At 64.3% G+C, this 16,773-nt stretch carries 19 protein-coding genes; 13 read left to right on the forward strand and 6 right to left on the reverse strand.

The features are described 5' to 3' along the window. Window positions 1-4: 4 nt before the first annotated feature. The 6 genes from O7A05_RS12395 (at window position 5) to O7A05_RS12420 (ending at window position 5,858) form a co-directional block, all read left to right on the forward strand. Entirely contained in the window at window positions 5-928 is a 924-nt protein-coding gene (locus O7A05_RS12395) for an AAA family ATPase (RefSeq protein ID WP_337093384.1), read from the forward strand. A 5-nt stretch (window positions 929-933) separates the two neighbouring features. Continuing rightward, window positions 934-2,184: a vWA domain-containing protein gene (locus O7A05_RS12400; protein WP_337093385.1), complete on the forward strand. Its 1,251-nt coding sequence runs from the start codon at window positions 934-936 to the stop codon at window positions 2,182-2,184. A 91-nt stretch (window positions 2,185-2,275) separates the two neighbouring features. After that, a complete protein-coding gene (locus tag O7A05_RS12405) occupies window positions 2,276-2,614 on the forward strand; it encodes an XdhC family protein (protein WP_095818560.1) in 339 nt (112 codons plus the stop codon). Between the two features lie 5 nt (window positions 2,615-2,619). Continuing rightward, the gene (locus tag O7A05_RS12410) at window positions 2,620-3,324 is read left to right on the forward strand and encodes an XdhC family protein (RefSeq protein ID WP_337093386.1); all 705 of its coding nucleotides are present in this window, start codon (window positions 2,620-2,622) and stop codon (window positions 3,322-3,324) included. After that, on the forward strand, window positions 3,321-4,937 hold the full coding sequence (locus O7A05_RS12415) for a molybdopterin-binding/glycosyltransferase family 2 protein (RefSeq protein ID WP_337093387.1): 1,617 nt from the start codon (window positions 3,321-3,323) through the stop codon (window positions 4,935-4,937). Before O7A05_RS12410 ends, O7A05_RS12415 begins: the two co-directional genes overlap by 4 nt. A gap of 21 nt (window positions 4,938-4,958) precedes the next feature. Continuing rightward, a complete protein-coding gene (locus O7A05_RS12420) occupies window positions 4,959-5,858 on the forward strand; it encodes an alpha/beta hydrolase family protein (protein ID WP_337093388.1) in 900 nt (299 codons plus the stop codon). Between the two features lie 15 nt (window positions 5,859-5,873). Here the strand turns inward: O7A05_RS12420 and O7A05_RS12425 are convergent, their stop codons facing one another. Continuing rightward, window positions 5,874-6,923: a DUF1176 domain-containing protein gene (locus tag O7A05_RS12425; protein WP_337093389.1), complete on the reverse strand. Its 1,050-nt coding sequence runs from the start codon at window positions 6,921-6,923 to the stop codon at window positions 5,874-5,876. A gap of 140 nt (window positions 6,924-7,063) precedes the next feature. Here O7A05_RS12425 and O7A05_RS12430 point away from each other — a divergent pair, with 140 nt between their 5' ends. Continuing rightward, a complete protein-coding gene (locus tag O7A05_RS12430; protein ID WP_337093390.1) occupies window positions 7,064-7,570 on the forward strand; it encodes a DUF1993 domain-containing protein in 507 nt (168 codons plus the stop codon). Window positions 7,571-7,630: 60 nt separating this feature from the next. Here O7A05_RS12430 and O7A05_RS12435 read toward each other — a convergent pair whose 3' ends face one another. Beyond that, window positions 7,631-7,795, reverse strand: a complete 165-nt coding sequence (locus O7A05_RS12435) for a hypothetical protein (RefSeq protein ID WP_337093391.1) — start codon at window positions 7,793-7,795, stop codon at window positions 7,631-7,633. A gap of 77 nt (window positions 7,796-7,872) precedes the next feature. Between O7A05_RS12435 and O7A05_RS12440 the strand changes: the two genes are divergently transcribed. The 4 genes from O7A05_RS12440 to O7A05_RS12455 all read left to right on the forward strand — a co-directional run bounded on the left by O7A05_RS12440 (window position 7,873) and on the right by O7A05_RS12455 (window position 11,139). Further along, window positions 7,873-8,076 (forward strand): hypothetical protein, encoded by a 204-nt coding sequence (locus tag O7A05_RS12440; RefSeq protein WP_337093393.1) that lies wholly within the window; start codon window positions 7,873-7,875, stop codon window positions 8,074-8,076. Between the two features lie 110 nt (window positions 8,077-8,186). Further along, window positions 8,187-8,645 carry a hypothetical protein gene (locus O7A05_RS12445; RefSeq protein ID WP_337093559.1) on the forward strand — a complete coding sequence of 153 codons (459 nt, stop codon included), beginning with the start codon at window positions 8,187-8,189 and terminating at the stop codon, window positions 8,643-8,645. 121 nt (window positions 8,646-8,766) lie between these two features. Then, window positions 8,767-9,834, forward strand: a complete 1,068-nt coding sequence (locus O7A05_RS12450; protein WP_337093394.1) for an aldo/keto reductase — start codon at window positions 8,767-8,769, stop codon at window positions 9,832-9,834. 36 nt (window positions 9,835-9,870) lie between these two features. Continuing rightward, window positions 9,871-11,139 (forward strand): cysteine desulfurase-like protein, encoded by a 1,269-nt coding sequence (locus O7A05_RS12455; protein ID WP_337093395.1) that lies wholly within the window; start codon window positions 9,871-9,873, stop codon window positions 11,137-11,139. A gap of 60 nt (window positions 11,140-11,199) precedes the next feature. Here O7A05_RS12455 and O7A05_RS12460 read toward each other — a convergent pair whose 3' ends face one another. Genes O7A05_RS12460 through O7A05_RS12475 form a run of 4 tightly spaced genes read right to left on the reverse strand, consistent with a single transcriptional unit; the run spans window position 11,200 to window position 15,763 of the window. Further along, window positions 11,200-12,228: a histone deacetylase family protein gene (locus O7A05_RS12460; protein ID WP_337093396.1), complete on the reverse strand. Its 1,029-nt coding sequence runs from the start codon at window positions 12,226-12,228 to the stop codon at window positions 11,200-11,202. A 2-nt stretch (window positions 12,229-12,230) separates the two neighbouring features. Continuing rightward, entirely contained in the window at window positions 12,231-12,725 is a 495-nt protein-coding gene (locus tag O7A05_RS12465; RefSeq protein ID WP_337093397.1) for a GNAT family N-acetyltransferase, read from the reverse strand. Between the two features lie 13 nt (window positions 12,726-12,738). Further along, on the reverse strand, window positions 12,739-14,121 hold the full coding sequence (locus O7A05_RS12470; RefSeq protein ID WP_337093398.1) for an aminotransferase family protein: 1,383 nt from the start codon (window positions 14,119-14,121) through the stop codon (window positions 12,739-12,741). A gap of 1 nt (window position 14,122) precedes the next feature. After that, window positions 14,123-15,763 carry a N,N-dimethylformamidase beta subunit family domain-containing protein gene (locus O7A05_RS12475; protein ID WP_337093399.1) on the reverse strand — a complete coding sequence of 547 codons (1,641 nt, stop codon included), beginning with the start codon at window positions 15,761-15,763 and terminating at the stop codon, window positions 14,123-14,125. A gap of 148 nt (window positions 15,764-15,911) precedes the next feature. Here O7A05_RS12475 and O7A05_RS12480 point away from each other — a divergent pair, with 148 nt between their 5' ends. Together O7A05_RS12480 and O7A05_RS12485 are read left to right on the forward strand one after the other, a co-directional pair. Further along, the gene (locus O7A05_RS12480; protein ID WP_337093400.1) at window positions 15,912-16,160 is read left to right on the forward strand and encodes a ParB N-terminal domain-containing protein; all 249 of its coding nucleotides are present in this window, start codon (window positions 15,912-15,914) and stop codon (window positions 16,158-16,160) included. A gap of 120 nt (window positions 16,161-16,280) precedes the next feature. Then, on the forward strand, window positions 16,281-16,676 hold the full coding sequence (locus tag O7A05_RS12485; RefSeq protein WP_224512077.1) for a GFA family protein: 396 nt from the start codon (window positions 16,281-16,283) through the stop codon (window positions 16,674-16,676). Window positions 16,677-16,773: the final 97 nt, after the last annotated feature.

The following is a 16,773-nucleotide window of genomic DNA, read 5'->3' on the forward strand; positions in this document are numbered from 1 at the left end:
CAAGATGACCTCGCCGCGCCCCGCGCCGAAAACGATCGACGAAACGCTCGATCTGTTGACCGGCGCGGACTATGTCGCGGACCGCTCGCTGGCGACCGTGCTGTTTTTATCGCTGCGCATGAAGCGGCCCCTGTTCCTCGAAGGCGAGGCGGGTGTCGGCAAGACGGAGATCGCCAAGGTGCTGGCCGGCGCGCTCGGCCGCCGGCTGATTCGCCTGCAATGCTATGAAGGGCTCGACGTCTCCTCGGCCGTCTATGAGTGGAATTACGCCGCCCAGATGATCGAGATCCGCATGGAGGAGGCGGCGGGCAAGATCGTGCGCTCCGACATGGAGCGCAACGTCTTTTCCGAAAAATACCTGATCCGCCGCCCGGTGCTCGACGCGCTGACCGGCAAGGCTGGCGCGGCGCCGGTGTTCCTGATCGACGAGCTCGATCGCACCGACGAAGCTTTCGAGGCGTTCCTGCTCGAGATCCTGTCTGACTTCCAGGTGACTGTCCCGGAACTTGGCACGATCAAGGCGGAAGAGCCGCCGATCGTCATCATCACCACTAACCGCACACGCGAGATCCACGACGCGCTGAAGCGTCGCTGCCTCTATCATTGGGTCGATTATCCGAATGCCGAGCGCGAGCTGGAGATCGTGCGGCGCAAGGTGCCGCAGGCGAACCGCCGGCTGTCGGCGGAGGTCGTGTCCTTCATCCAGAAGCTGCGCCAGGTCGAGCTGTTCAAGGCGCCCGGCGTCGCCGAGACCATCGACTGGGCCGGCGCGCTGACAGAGCTCGACAAAGTGGCGCTCGATCCGGAGACCGTGTCGGACACGATTGGGGTGCTTTTGAAATACCAGGATGACATCGCCCGTATCGGCGAGGGCGAGAGCCGGCGCATCCTCAATGAGGTGAAGGCCGAGCTTTCGGCGGCGGAGTAGGCGCGATGCCGTCGCCGCGTCCGGAACCCAAAGAGGCGCTCGCCGATGGGCGCATCGCCGACAACATCGTCTATTTCGCGCGGGCGCTGCGCAAGGCCGGCATCCGAATCGGCCCGGCCTCGGTGAAGGACGCCATCGAGGCGGTGCTTGCCGCCGGCATCGGCTCGCGTGACGATTTCTATTGGACCCTGCATGCGGTGCTCGTCTCGCGGCACGAGGATCATCCTGTCTTCGACGAGGCCTTCCGCCTGTTCTGGAAATCGCGCGAGCTGATCGAGAAGCTGCTGGCGATGTTCTCGCCGGTCGCGCCGGATCATCGCGAAAAGCAGAAGCCGCGGGCGGCGGAGAACCGGGTCAGCCAGGCGATGTTCGAGGGCCATCGGAAGAACCAGCCTGTGCGCGAAGTGCCGGAGATCGAGGTCGATGCGCGCCTTACCTTTTCCGGCAACGAGGTGCTGCGGGGCAAGGATTTTGCCCAGATGGATGCGGCGGAGATGGCCGAAGCCAAAAGGGCGATCGCGGCCTTGCGGCTGCCTTTCGATCTTATCCGCACGCGGCGCTTCAGGGCGGACGCGCAAGGGCGCCGCATCGATCCGCGCGCCATGATGCGCTCGGCCGCTCGCACCGGCGGCGAGCTTATCCTGCCGAAATTCCGGTCGCAGCGCGAAGTGCATCCGCCGCTGGTCGTGCTGGCCGACATTTCCGGCTCGATGAGCCAGTATACGCGCATCTTCCTGCATTTCCTGCATGCCCTGACCGAGAAGCGCCGGCGCGTGCACGCCTTCGTCTTCGGCACGCGGCTGACCAACCTGACCCGCCAGATGCGCCATCGCGATCCCGACGAGGCGCTCGCCGAATGCTCGGCGGCGGTGAAGGACTGGTCGGGCGGCACCCGCATCGGCGATACGCTCGCCGAATTCAACCGGCTGTGGTCGCGCCGCGTGCTGGGGCAGGGCGCCGTGGTGCTTCTCATCACCGACGGGCTGGAGCGCGACGACGTCGCCGGCCTTTCGCAAGAGATGGAGCGGCTGCATAAATCCTGCCGGCGGCTGATCTGGCTCAATCCGCTGCTGCGCTTCGACGGGTTCGAGGCTCGCGCCCGCGGCGTGAAAGCGATGCTGCCCTATGTCGACGAGTTCCGGGCGGTGCATAATCTCGATGCGCTGGCCGATCTTTGCGCCTCGCTCGACCAGCGGCCGGCGGCATCGGTCGACCCGCGCCGCTGGCTGCAAGCTGGCGGGAGGCGTGCCGCATAGCCATATGTTTTGCAGCTATATATTTCTGGGGAATGGCCCCCAAGCGAAAACTGAAGTTTCCCTTGAAAAACAGACTTCGTGAGAAGCGACGATGGATGAGAGCATTTATCTCGATGAGGCCCGCGACCCCCTGATCATCGCGGAAGGCTGGATGAAGGACGGCAAGGATGTCGCCATCGCGACCGTGGTCGAGACCTGGGGTTCGGCGCCTCGCCCGATTGGCAGCCATCTTGTCATCGACGCCGAGGGCAACTTCCACGGTTCGGTTTCCGGCGGCTGCGTGGAGGGCGCGGTGGTGACGGAGGCGATGGACGTTATCGGCTCGGGCAAGGCCAGGATGCTGGAGTTCGGCGTCGCCGACGAGACCGCCTGGCAGGTGGGCCTTTCCTGCGGCGGCCGCATCAAGGTCTATGTCGAAAGGCTGGGCTGACCGCCATGGATCCCTACGTTCTAAAGACACTCAACGAAGAACGCCGCGCCCGCCGCGCCGCGGTGCTTGTCACCGACCTCGGCGACGGCCGCGACCGCATCGTGCGCGAGAGCGATCATGTCGCAGGCGATCTCGGCGCGGCGATCGCGAATGCGTTCCGCACCGGCAATTCGCAGTCGGTGGAGGCGGAAGGGCGGACCTTTTTCCTCAATGCGCATCTGCCGCGCCCGCGCCTGGTGGTGATCGGCGCCGTGCATATCAGCCAGGCGCTGGCGCCGATGGCCAGGATCGCCGGCTATCCGGTCGAGATCATCGATCCGCGCACCGCGTTTGCCACACCGGAACGCTTTCCCGACGTGACGCTGCATGCCGAATGGCCGCAGGATGTGCTGAAGCGCGCGCCGCTCGACAGCTATACCGCCCTTGCCGCCGTCACCCACGATCCGAAGATCGATGATTTCGCGCTGAAGGCGGCGCTCGACGCCCGATGCTTCTATGTCGGGGCGCTGGGCAGCCGCAAGACCCACGCCAAGCGTGTCGAACGCCTGCTGGCGCTTGGCGCCGGCGCCGACCAGATTACCCGCATCCACGCGCCGATCGGCCTCGATATCGGTGCTGCCAGTCCGGCCGAGATCGCCGTCGCTGTGCTTGCGCAGACCATCCACGCCTTCCGCTCGCGCGGTCTGGAAGCAAAAGGCGCCGTGGCGTGAAATTCGGACCGGTTCCGATCGACGAGGCGGAAGGGGCGGTGCTGGCGCATGCGACCACCGCCGGCGAAAAACGTTTCCGCAAGGCGCATCGGCTGGGCCGTGATGATGTCGCGGCGCTCAAGGCGGCGGGCGTCGGCGAGGTCGTCGCGGCGGTTCTTGCCGAGGACGATCTCGGCGAGGATGCCGCTGCCGCCAGGATCGCCGCCGCCATGAGTCACCGCAACATCGAGGTCAAGCCGGCCGCGACCGGGCGGGTGAATTTGCATGCGGAAGCCTCAGGCGTCTTTACCGTCGACGCCAGTATGATCGATGCCATCAATGCCGTCGATCCGGCCATCACCGTCGCGACGCTGGCGCAGCACGCGTCGGTCGAGAAGGGCCAGATGGTGGCGACGGTGAAGATCATCCCCTTTGCCGTCGCCGCAAGCCTGGTGGACAAGGTGGAAAGGATCTGCGCTAGCGGCGAGATCTTTGCCGTCAACGCCTATCGCCCCATCACTGTCGGCGTCATCCAGACGGTGCTTCCCGGCGTCAAGCCGAGCGTGCTCGACAAGACGCTGCGCGTCACCGAGGCGCGGCTGGCGCGTTTCGGCGGCCGACTGACGGCCGAGCGACGCACGCCGCATGAGGTGGCGGCGGTCGCCACGGCCGCAACCCAGCTGGCGCGTGACAACGACATGGTGGTGATTTTCGGCGCCTCGGCGATGAGCGACTTCGCCGATGTCGTGCCGGCCGCGATCGAGCGGGCCGGGGGCACAATCGTCCGCGCGGGCATGCCGGTCGATCCCGGCAATCTGCTGGTGCTCGGAACGCTCGACGGCAAGCGCGTCGTCGGCGCGCCCGGCTGTGCACGCAGTCCGAAAGAGAATGGCTTCGACTGGGTGCTCGATCGCCTGGTTGCCGGACTCGAGGTAACGGCGGGCGACATTGCCGGCATGGGCGTCGGGGGGCTCCTGATGGAAATCCCGACCAGGCCGCAGCCGCGCGAGCCGGCGCTGCAGCCGGCAAGGTCGGCGCTGAAGGTCGACATCGTGCTTTTGGCCGCCGGCCGCTCGAGCCGCATGGGCGGGCCGAACAAGCTTCTGGCGCTGTTTGACGGCGAGCCGCTTGTGCGCCGTACCGCTTCCCGCGCGCTGGGCTCGAAGGCTGCCGCCACCATCGTCGTCACCGGCCACCAGCGCGAGCGCGTGCGCTCAGCGCTTTCCGGTCTCGGTGTGACGGTCGCCGACAATCCGGATTTCGCCGATGGCCTCGCTTCGTCATTGAAGGCGGGCATCGCGAAGGTCGCGCCCGACGCGGCCGGCGCCATGATCGTGCTTGGCGACATGCCCGGCGTTTCGTCGCGGGATCTCGACAGCCTGATCGATGCTTTCCGCAGCTCCGGCGGCCGCTCCGTGGTACGCGCCTCGCACCAGGGCAAGCGCGGCAATCCGGTGCTTTTGCCGCGATCGCTTTTCGCGGCCGTCGCGCAGCTCGAGGGCGATACCGGCGCGCGCCATCTGGTCGAGGCCGAGGGTCTCGACGTTATCGATGTCGAGATCGGGCAGGGCGCCTCGATCGATGTCGACACGCGCGAGGCGCTGGAAGGGGCGGGTGGCGTCCTGCAGGATTGACAAAGCAGAGCCGAATTTCGCATGCCTCTCGGCATGGCTTCGCGTTATTCACTTTTCTTCGCCCTGATCACCGCGACGGCGCTGTTCCTCTCTGCCGCCGAGGGGCAGACGCTTTCGCTGAAATCGTTCAAGGACGATCTGTTCGCCTATCCGGCGACACTGTCGACCGGCGACAACGGCGCCTACGTCGTTCTCGACTATCGCGAGATGCGCGACATCAATCAGCGTGACGAAGTGCCGGAAAGGCGTGTGCATGCGCAGTATACTGATCCCGGCGTGCGCAAGGTGCAGCAGGACCTGATGCTGAAGACCGACGCCGGCGATATCAGGCATGTCGCGGTCGGCAGGACGGAAGGCGCCTCCATCATCGTGCTCTACCTGCATGGGCAGGGTGGCAGCCGCAAGCAGGGCGTCGACGATTTTACTTTCGGCGGCAACTTCAACCGCATCAAGAACCTGATGGCCGCCAATAACGGGCTCTATCTTTCGCCGGATTTCCCCGATTTCGGCGACAAGGGCGCGGCGCAGGTCGCGGCGCTTATCGACCACTACGCCGAGACATCGCCCGGCGCGAAGATCTTTGTCGCCTGCGGCTCGATGGGCGGCATGATCTGCTGGAAGCTCGCCGCGCGCAAGGACACGGGCGGCCGCATCAATGGACTGCTGCTGCTCGGTTCGCTGTGGGACGACAGCTTTTTTACCAGCCCCGCCTTCAAGCGCCGCGTGCCGGTGTTTTTCGGTCAGGGCAGCCACGACGTGGTCTTCCCGGTGGAGAAGCAGGAAGCCTTCTTCCGCTCGATTCTGGCCAAGAGGTCTTATCCGACCCGCTTCGTGCGCTTCGAGACCGGCACGCACGGCACGCCGATCCGCATGGTCGACTGGCGCGGCACGCTGAACTGGATGCTGACGAAAGCGCCGTGATTGCGCTGCAGCGCCTCAAGGCGCGGTGTTGTAATCGATGATTGTCTGCGGATTTTGCTCCCCGTCATAGGATGCATCGACGTCATACTGGACGAGCGAAAAATCGCCGTTGCGGAAGAGGTAGGTTCCCGATGACGAGGCATCCCCCACACCACGCCATTTGTTGGATGTGGTGATGGTTTTGGTGTTGTCGTCATAGTCCGAGTTGGTTGCCCAGCCGCTGGTCTTGAAACCAATGATGTGGATCGACTCGACCTTGCCTTCGTTGTCGTTGTTCTCGTAGCGGATGTCGAGGTCCGGCTCGGTGAACTGCAGCTGTGAGACGCCGTTGACATCGTCGGCGACGTAGTAGACCGCCGTCTCGTTGTAGGCGGCCATCGAACAGAAGAAACGGAACAGCCGCGTCGCGCGTTCCGGGTCGCTGGGCTGGGCGTCCTTGTCCTTGTAGTGGATGGAATGAGCCTCTGGCTCGCCGATCGGCTTGCCGTCCGGATCTTGCTTGTCGCATTGTCCTCCATAGGTGGCGAGGAAGACTTTTTTGGCCTGCTCCAGCGCCTCATCCTTCTTCGGCGGCGGCGGACCGTCGCCGCAGCTTGCCGGCACGGCGCTGTCGAAATCCTCGGTCGACGGCTTCAACGCGCCCTTGTCGATAAAGATCGGCTGGAAGGGTGGCTCCTGGATCTGCGCGTTGACCTGGCGGACCGTGTAGCAGCCGGCGAAAACCTTGGCCTCGCCCTTCTTGTCGGTCGCCTGGATGGCAACCGGAACGCTGTAGTAGATGCTGCCGGCAGCACCGTCCTCCGAGACAGCGCCGGTCTTGACTTCGACGCTGTCGGTGCCGTCGTAACCCTTGACGAAGGCATTGAAGTCCTTTGCCGGCTTCGTGTCGCCGAAATAGCCCCAGGCACGTGCGAATTCGTGGCGGTTGATGGCGCTATAGAGCGAACGGACAACCGCTTCGGCACTTGATCGGTCATCGATATAGGGCGCATCCGCCGCGGGCGCGGACTGCGTGAAGCCGGCCAGTGAGAAAAAGACGGTCGCTGCGAAAGTGGCTCTTTTCATCAAATCCTCCGCTCGGTAACGAAAATACTACCACGGCGATTGCGGCGGCGTGGTGACGCCGTGAACAGGACCGCTTGAAGAATCGTGGTGGGAGGCGCTAGGTCACGGCCGCGGCGCTGGGGCCGCGTCGGAGGTTACCCGTGACCATTTCCATGTACGACATATCGGTCGGCGTATTTTCCGCCAGGCTGAAGGCGCTGGCCAGCGTCTTGACCGTGGCGGAGCAGAATGCCGGCGAGCGCAAGATCGATCCGCAGGTGTTCCTCACCGCGCGGCTGGCGCCCGACATGTTCGCGCTGGCCAGGCAGGTCCAGATCGCCACCGACCATGCCAAGGGCGCGCCGTCGCGGCTCGCCGGCCGCGACGTGCCGAAATACGAAGACAATGAAGCGAGCTTCGCCGAGCTGCAGGCCCGGATCGCCAAGACGCTCGATCATCTGGCGACTTTCTCCGTGGCTGACCTGGAAGGCTCCGACGACCGGACCGTCGAAGTGAGACTCGGAGGGCGTGAAACCACTCTGCCCTGCCTGCAATATCTGCTGCACCTGGCGATGCCGAATTTCTACTTCCACGTCACCACGGCCTACGACATCCTGCGCCACAACGGCGTGCCGCTCGGCAAGCAGACTTTTCTGGGAAATCGCTGACTTTGGAGCGGTTTAGAGGTTTCCCAGCACTCCGGGAAACCTCGTTGGTTCGGCGCGGCCTCAGCGTATCGACATTTCGCGCGCGACGCGCGGAAAATCCGCCGGCTTGATGCCGATATCGGCGCGGTCGGCATTGCTCATCGCGTTCAGAAGTGCGAGCGCCGAGCGGTAACGCTGGTGTTCCTGCGGCCTCGGCCGGGCGAACATTTCAGTGAAGAACCCCATGACTCAGTTGCCCCTGTTGGTCCTCCCGACATCACTATATAGGCGATTTGGTAAAAATTGTGCAGTGCAGCATTTGCATGGCTGCCATGCTGCACCAAATTTTTCCGTCACAGTCGATTTTCCGTGAAACTTTCGGTAGGCTCGACCGTAGGCAATCGGGCCGGCACATGGCTGGCTTTTTCCTCGCCACTCTTGGCGACCTTGCCGGACTGCACAAAGAGCAGTCCGGCTTTTTATTTTCCGATGCCGTCTTGCCGGGTGGAAAAGCCGCCAATTGTTAACATCGCCAGAATTCATTCTTAACGAGAGCCCCCTATGTTTGGCGTCGTCACTGCATGCCGTCACGAGGGAGGTTGAGATCGGCACCGGGAACAAGCTCGATTTCGCTTCGTTGCTCGACGACCTGATCGTCGCCTCGGAGAAAGGCGAAGACGAGGGCGCCCGGCCGTCTATCCCATTCGACTATCTGTCCGTGGCCGATGAACTGCATTCCGGCCGCATTAAAGTCGCCGGCGAGAGCGTCGCCGCCGAATATCGCGAGCAAGGCGCCGACCTTGCTGCCGAGTTCGCGGCACTTCTCGATCGGGCGAAACTGACGCTTGCCGGCGAAGAGCACTGGCCGGAGGAGAAGCTGCCGCCGATCGATCCCGAAGCGATCGCAGGCGAGCTCGGCCTCGACCGTCCCGCCAAGAACCCCGATTTCGGCCGCATCCGCCGTAACTTCGCCTTCGCCAACCATCCGGACCGGGTCGCGCCGCATCTGCGCCAGCGCGCCATGATCCGCATGCAGGTGGCCAACATGCTGATCGACGAGGCCAAGCGGCGGGCTTTGGCCGGGGCGCGCCGTTAGCGCAGTCTCGCAATTCACTCAAAAGTCGTTGCGAGCGAGGGCTTGGAGAAACTCCAGCCTGTGCTTTATGCTTGAATTTCCTCCCCGCGCTGTCCGCGCAAACCTCCCGCCGGAGAACCCCATGCATAAACGCCGCCTCGGTCGGACCGATCTTCTTGTTTCGCAAATCTGTCTCGGCTCGATGACGTGGGGCCAGCAGAACACCGAGGCCGATGGCCATGCGCAGATGGACCTGGCGTTTTCGCGCGGGGTGAATTTCATCGACACGGCCGAGCTTTACCCGATCCCGCCCAAGGCGGAGACGCAAGGGCGAACCGAGAGGATCATCGGCAGCTGGATGAAGGCCAACGGCAACCGCGACAAGGTCATCCTTGCCTCGAAGGTGGTCGGCCGCACGGCCAACACATGGTTCCGCGGCGATCGCCCGTCGAAGCTGGTGCGCTCCGATATTTTCGACGCGGTCGAGAAATCGCTGGCCAAGCTCGGCACCGACTATATCGACCTCTACCAGATCCACTGGCCGGACCGGGATATTCCGTGGGGTTCGAACCCGACGCGCGTCGGAGCGGTGGCGCGGCGCGCGGATGCGGCAGGGGCTCCGGGAGACGAGACGCCGGTTGCCGAAACGCTCGCCGTCTTCGATGAGCTGGTGAAGGCCGGAAAGATCCGCCACCTCGGGCTCTCGAACGAAAGCTCCTGGGGTGTCATGCGCTTCGTGTTCGAAGCCGAAAAGGGCAGCGGCCCGCGCGTCGCCTCGCTGCAGAACGCCTACAACCTCGTCAACCGCACTTTCGAGGTGAACCTTGCCGAGGTCTGCGCGCGCGAGGAGATCGCATTCCTTCCCTATTCGCCGCTGGCGCAGGGTTATCTCACCGGAAAATACGATCATGGCGCGCGGCCGCAAGGTTCGCGCTCGCAGCTCTTCAACCGCGGCCAGCGCTACGAGACGCCGAATGCGGCGGAAGTGCTGCTTCAATACAATAAGCTGGCGCGTTCCTTCGGCATGGAGCCGGCGCTTTTCGCCAACGCCTATGTGGCGAGCCGGCCCTTCGTGACGGCGAACATCGTCGGCGCGACCACGATCGCGCAGCTCGAGACGGCGCTGTCCTCGGTCGACGTCACCTGGACGGAAGAGATGCAGAAAGCGGTCGACGCTATCCACCAGCGTGTCGGCAATCCATGCCCGTGACGGGAATCGTTTGACAAAACAAAGGGGGTGGAGACGATGGCAGACTTTCCGATCGAGGCCGTGCGCGGCAGGTTTCCGGCGCTTTCTCTGACCGACCAAGGCCATCGCCGCATCTATCTGGACAATCCCGCCGGCACGCAGGTGCCGCAGGCGGTGGCAGATGCAGTCTCCCGCTGCCTGCTGACGACCAATGCCAATCTGGGCGGTTTTTTTGAGACTACGGTCGCCGCCCAAAAAGTGGTCGACGCTGCGCATGCCGCGATGGCTGATTTCCTGAACGCCGCAAGCGTCGGGGAGATCGTCATCGGCGCCAATATGACGACGCTGACCTACCACATGTCGCGCACCCTCGGCCGCACGATGCAGCCGGGCGACGAGATCATCGTCACGCGCATGGACCACGAGGGCAATGTCTCGCCCTGGCTGCAGCTTGCCGAGGATCTCGGCCTGGTCGTGCGCTTCCTGCCGTTCGACGAGCGGAGCTGGCAGGTGGAGGAGGCGGCGCTCAAGGGACTGCTTTCGGAAAAGACGCGGCTTGTCGCGCTGAACTATGCCTCCAATCTCACCGGCTCGATCAACCGGGTGAAGGCGCTGACGGTGGCAGCTAAACTGGCCGGCGCGCTGGTTTACGTCGATGCCGTGCAATTCGCGCCGCACGGGCTGATCGACGTGCAGGCGCTCGGCTGCGATTTCCTGATCTGCTCGGCCTATAAATTCTTCGGGCCGCATATCGGCATATTGTGGGGCCGGCGCGACGTCATCGACGCGCTCCAACCTTACAAATGCCGCTGCTCGTCCAACGCTCTGCCGGAGCGGTTCGAGCTTGGCACGCCGCAGATCGAGCTGATGGCCGGACTGACGGCGGCCATCGACTATTTCGCCGATCTCGGCGCTGCCGCCGGCGAGAGCGGGTCGCGGCGGCAGCGGATCGCAAAGGCGTTCGAGGTCTCGATCGCTTACGAGAACAGGCTTGCCCGGCAACTGATCGAAGGCCTGTCCGACATCGAGGGCCTGGTCATCCACGGCATCACCGATCCGGAACGCCTCGCCGAGCGGGTGCCGACCATTTCCTTCACCGTCGAAGGCATCGCGCCGGAGACGATCGTGCGCCAGATGAATGCCGAAAACATCTTCCTGTGGTCAGGCCACAATTATGCGTGGGAGGTCGTCCACCAACTCGGCATACCCGCCGAGCAGGGCGTCGTGCGCATCGGCATTGCGCATTACAACACGGCGGACGAGATCGAGGAGACGCTGGAAAGCGCGCATCGCGTGATCGCGATGCTGCGACAGCAGCGTTCGTAGGTTTTTAGCTTTACGCAATTCCGGACGAAAAACCGCTACACACTTTTCCTGGAATTGCTTCTAACCCTGCTTGCCGCCGAAGCCCGTGAGGAAAGCGGTGAGGTTGTCGCCGAGCGCATCGCAGAGATAGCCGCCTTCCTGGACGATGACCGTCGGCAGGCCGAGCCCGGCGATCGCTTCTCCGATGCGCGAGAAGCCTGGCGTCGTCACCGACAGACCGCCGAACGGATCGCCCTCGAAAGCGTCGAGGCCGAGCGCCACGACCAGCGCTTCCGGCGCGAAGGCGCGGATGCGCTGGAAGGCCGTCGTCAGCGTATCGAGAAAGGCGGCGTCGGCGGACTTGCGCGGCAGCGGCAGGTTGAGATTGTAGCCGAGGCCGGGACCTTCGCCGCGCTCGTCGGCGTGACCCCAGAAGAACGGGTAGAAGCGCACCGGATCGGCGTGCAGCGAGACGGTGAGCACATCAGGGCGGGTGTAGAAGATGCCTTGCGTGCCGTTGCCGTGGTGCAGGTCGACGTCGAGGATGACGACGCGCGTGGCTTGTCTGCGCAGCACCTGCGCGGCGACGGCCGAATTGTTGATGAAGCAGAAGCCGCCGGCGACATCGGCGAAAGCATGGTGGCCGGGCGGGCGGCAGAGCGCATAGGCCGAAGGCGCGCCGGCCATCACCGCGTCAGCAGCCTCCACCGCGCTCCAGGCGCTCCACAGCGCGCTGTTCCAGGTCTCGGCCGAGATCGGGCAGGCGGTGTCGGCCATGTGGTAGCCGGCCTGGCCGACCGCCGAGGCCGGGTAGGAGCCGTTGCGGGCGATCGGGTGGATGTTCGGGATGACTTCCGCGGAGGCGCCTTCGATGCGCTGCCAGCGCGCAAAAATGTGCTCGAGGAAATCGAGATATTCAGGCGTATGCACCGCCGCGATCGGGCCGAGTCCATGATTCCCTGGGCGTTCGATCGTCAAGCCGGCCGATCTTGCGCCGGCTAACAACCGTTCGATCCGCTCCGGCTTTTCCGGGTTCGGCTGCGGCGCGCCGCTGGAGAGGAAAGCCTTCGGGTCATGGCGTTTCTGCTCCTCGGCATAGAAGGCCTTCATCGTCATTCCTCCGGCGTATCGGCAAAGGCGAAAAAGGCGTCGCCGACGATCTTCTGCACCTGCTCGTAGCTCGACCAGCCGATGCCCAGTTTCTCATAGAAGGCCTTGGCGGTCTCGTTGTCGGTATCGACGGAGAGCCGCAGGTAGACGCCGCCCACCGCCCGGCACTCTTTCGCCACGCGCCGCAGCAATCTTTCGCCGACCCGGCGGCCGCGAAAGCGATCCTCGACGTAAAGGTCCTGCACATAGACGCCGGGACGGCCCATCCAGCTCGAGAAGATCGGGAAATGCAGGCAAAGCCCGGCGAACTCGCCGTCGATCTCGGCGATCAGGGTCGAGAAAGCGGGCTTTTCGCCGAAGCCGTAGCGGCGCAGATCCTCGGGCGTCGAGGTGATTTCCTGATGCGCGCCGATATGTGTGCCGAGGCGCAGCAGGGCGGCGTGGATGGTTTCGACGTCGTCAATGGTGCCGGGGCGGAGGGTGATTGGTGCCGGCATCAAAACACCTTTCTCATCCTTCCACCGGCAGGTCGAGCTCCACGGCGAGCGCCTCCAGCGAATCGCCGATGATGGAGATCATCTCGCCGATCTGCTCGGCCGTGATGATCATCGGCGGCGCGACCATGAAATTGTCGCCGTCGACGCCGCCCTTGACCTTGCGGCCATAGATTATGAGGCCGCGCGCATAGGCGTGGTCGAGCAGGCGCTGCGTCGCCTTGCTGGCCGGGTCGATCGGCTTCAGTGTCTCCGGATCGGCGACCATTTCGGCGCCGGTGAGCAGGCCCTTGCCGCGCACGTCGGCGATGAAGGGGAAGCGTTTTTGCAAGCCCTTCAACTCCGCCATCAGCACGTCGCCCATCGCGGCGGCATTAGCGATCAAGTCGAGCCGGTCCATCTCGCCGAGCACGGCGAGGCCGGCGGCGCAGGCAAGCGGATTGCCGGCATAGGTATGGCCGTGCTGGAAACCGCCGGAGGCCAGCAGCGGTTCGACCAGGCGCATGGGTGCTGCCAGAGCGCCGAGCGGCGCGTAGCCTGAGCCCAGGCCCTTCGAGAGGGCGACGATGTCGGGCCTGCAGTTCCAGTGGTCGCCGCCGAGGAATTTGCCGGTCCTGCCGGCGCCGCTCATCACCTCGTCATGGATCAGAAGGATGCCGTAGCGGTCGCAGATTTCGCGGATGCGCGGATAATAGCTGTCGGGCGCGACCAGGGCAGCGGTTGCGGCACCGCCGATCGGCTCCATGATGAAGGCCAAAACGCTTTCAGGGCCTTCTGCGAGAATCTTTTCCTCCAGCATGTCGGCGTAGCGGATGCCGCGCTGCTCCATCGAAAGGTTGTCGCGGTCGCGCCAGGCTGTGGGCGCCGGCACCGTCGGCATCACCTTCATCATCGGCGTGAAGGTTTCGGCGAGCGCATCGTCGCCGGTGACGGAAAGCGAGCCCAGCGTGCCGCCATGATAGGACGGGAAGCGGGTGATCACCTTCCAGCGCTTGGGCTGGCCGGTGGCGACCGCCCATTGGCGGGCGAGCTTGATGCAGGATTCGGTTGCTTCCGAGCCGCCGGAAACAAAGAAGATGCGGTCCATGCCTTGGGGCAGCTTGCCGGCCAGCGCGCGCGCAAGCTCTTCGGCGGGCTCGTTCTCGAAATGCAGCCGGTAGGCGAAGGTGGTCTTGTCCATCTGCCGCTTCATGGCGTCGAGCACGTTGCGGTTGGAATGGCCGATATTGGCGACCATCGGCCCGCTCGAGCCGTCGATGAAGCGGCGGCCGTCCTTCGTCCAGAAATAGATACCCTCGGCGTGGTCGACGAGCGGCCGGCGCAGGCTGGAGAGATAGAACAGATGCGACGGCGGCCGCGTGTCGGCCTCTGCTGCGGGCTGGACTTCCAGTTTCGACATGTCAGGACTTTCCGAGATAGCGGTCGAGAACATTTTTGGTCACGCGTTCGACCATCGCGTCCTGCCTTAGCAGGCCGGCGACCCATTCGCAGCTTCCGGCATGGAAGACCTCGCCCTTGCCGCGCGGGAAATTGACGATCATGCCGTTGCCGCGCTTGACCTTGTCGAGATTGGCGTCGCTGGCCTCGCCGAACAACGTTTCGGCGGTGAAGCGGCCGTCCTCGTCGGTGAGGAACTGGTCGTCGATCGGGATGTCGGCGCTTTCCTCGACCTGGCTCGCCATGCCGACGGCCAGCACCTGCAAGCCGTCCGGCGCGCCGCTGGTCGCGGTCGGGTAGGGCAGGCCGCCGCGGATCTCGAAATCGAGGCCGTCGACCTCATAGCCATAGACATGGCTGTCGGCACCGAGCAGGTCGCCATAATAGATGCCGGTGCCGGCGAAGGCCCAGTGCTCGGGACGGTAGACCGGAAAGCCGCGCACGCCGCGCGGAGCGCAGCCGCCCCAGCCGGCATAGACGCCGCGCGTAGCGTTGAGGCCGAAGGTGGCGCTGCCCGGGCGGCCGATCTCCGGCGCTTCCCAGGAATTGGTGGCGCGGGTGTCGTCGCCGCCGCGATAGGCGGGGTCTTCCGCCCGCGCCTTGTATTTGTAGCAGACCTGGCGGCGGCCTTGGTCCTCCAGCCTCGTCTGCCACATGAAATTGCCGGCGAAGCGCGCCGCATGCCCGCCGCGCTCGACATAGGCGTCGACGGCGTCGCGCATCTCCCAGGTCCAGTATTCGTCGTGGCCGACGAAGACGATGCAGTCATAGCCGTCGAGGATTTCGGGCGAGAAATGGAGCTCGTGCTGGCTCACCAGGTCGACCTGATAGCCGGCGCGCTCGGCGAAGCGGAAAAAGTGACTGTCATAGCTCGCCCAGCCGGACGAGGCGTATTTCTTCGAATGGCCGGTGGCGAAAGCCCATTCCATATGCGGGTAACGTGGCACGGTCTTTGGCGGTACCGCGACTTCCAGCGGCACGCGCGGCGCATCCTTGGGCAGCACGACGAAACCGCGGCACCAGGGTCGCTGCGTCGAGACCGTCGTGGCGTATTGATCGCGGTTCGGGCCGGTGATGCCCTGATAGTGGTTCGAGCCGCCCCAGGTGTTGTAGGCGAGCCAGGTGCCGGTCGCGGCGACCTGCAGCAGGCGGCCGGGCTTGCGGCCGGGCAAGGGTGTGACGATGAAGAGATGATGGCTGTGGATCGGCGTCCCGTCGCGGCCTTCGGCCGAGAGCGTCACGCGGTAGGCGCCGGACGGCCAGTCGTCGCCGACGCGGAATTCGAACGAGGCCTCCCAGCCGCAGCCGTCTACAGAGCATTGGTCGGGCGTATCTTGCCAGCGCGCCGACAGCCCCGCTCCCTCGAAGACTTTTGTTTCGCTCTCGCCGTCGCGGATGACGGCAAGGCTGAATTGCGGCGCCGACGCGCTGACGAAGAGCGTTACCGTCTCGCCGGGACGATAGGAAAACCGGTCGCTGTAGGCCCAAATCTCGCCGCTCGAGCCATCCATTCCCGGCCATTCGTAATAATGGCCGCGCACCGCCTCGCGGCGCTGCTCGGGCGTGAGCCCGAAATCGGGGAATTCGGTGGGCAGTTGCGTCAAGGAACACCTGAGATCACGAGGCCGTCATTGAGACCGTTGGCCGGCCAAGCGTCAAATGGAAAGCATCGGGCCAGCGCGCTTGCGCTTGGCGATGTCCGGCAAACGAGTTACTTCATCCTTAGGCGACGTTTCAACGCCGGGAGCCGACATGCTGCGTGTGCAAAAGGTCAAGGTCGACGACATCTACGTGCCGATGGCGCGGCGCAAGACGCTGCATCCCGAGACGGTGCGCCATCTCGCCGAGGATATTCTCGAAAACGGCATGAAGACGCCGATCCAGGTGCGGCACGACGGCAAGCGCCACATCCTGGTCGAGGGGCTGCATAGGCTCGAAGCCGCGAAGTGGCTCGGCGAGACCACGATCGACGCCTATCTCGTGCAGGCCAAGCGCCACTGATTTCTCGTTAGGGGGCGGGACCTATCACCGTTAGCGATCGCGTTCCATCAACGCTTTTTGATTGACGCTGTCGTGCCTGCAGTTAAAGCGTGCCGCTACTCCAGGAACAGGAAACTTACCATGGCGAAATATGAGGGCGGGTGCCTATGCGGCGCGGTGCGCTACAAGGCCGAAGTCGAGCCGGTCAACGAACGCGTCTGCCATTGCCGGATCTGCCAGAGAGCGATCGGCGCCGCCTTCAATGCGCGACTTCTGTTTCGTATCGACGACGTGACCATCGAAGGACCGGTGGCGGCAATCAATTCCACGCCGGACCTCAAGCGCGGCTTCTGCCCGGCCTGCGGTACGACCCTGTTTTCACGGCGGGATTCCAGGGGCATCCTCGGCGTCACCTCTGGCTCGCTCGACGACCCGTCCCTGTTCAAGCCCGACATGCATTTCTGGACCGCCTCGAAGCAGCCCTGGGTGATGCTTGACGATGGCCTGCCTCAATATGAAGGCGCGCCGCCGGCCTGAGTCATTGCGACGCAGGCCTGCACAATAATTTCATCTTCGATTCACGACATAGCCGGCAAAGCGTCATTGGCGGGCCATCTTTGGCTGCCTATCTAAG

It is taken from the genome of Mesorhizobium argentiipisi (SeqCode) (assembly GCF_037179585.1).
Classification (GTDB): Bacteria; Pseudomonadota; Alphaproteobacteria; order Rhizobiales; family Rhizobiaceae; genus Mesorhizobium; species Mesorhizobium argentiipisi.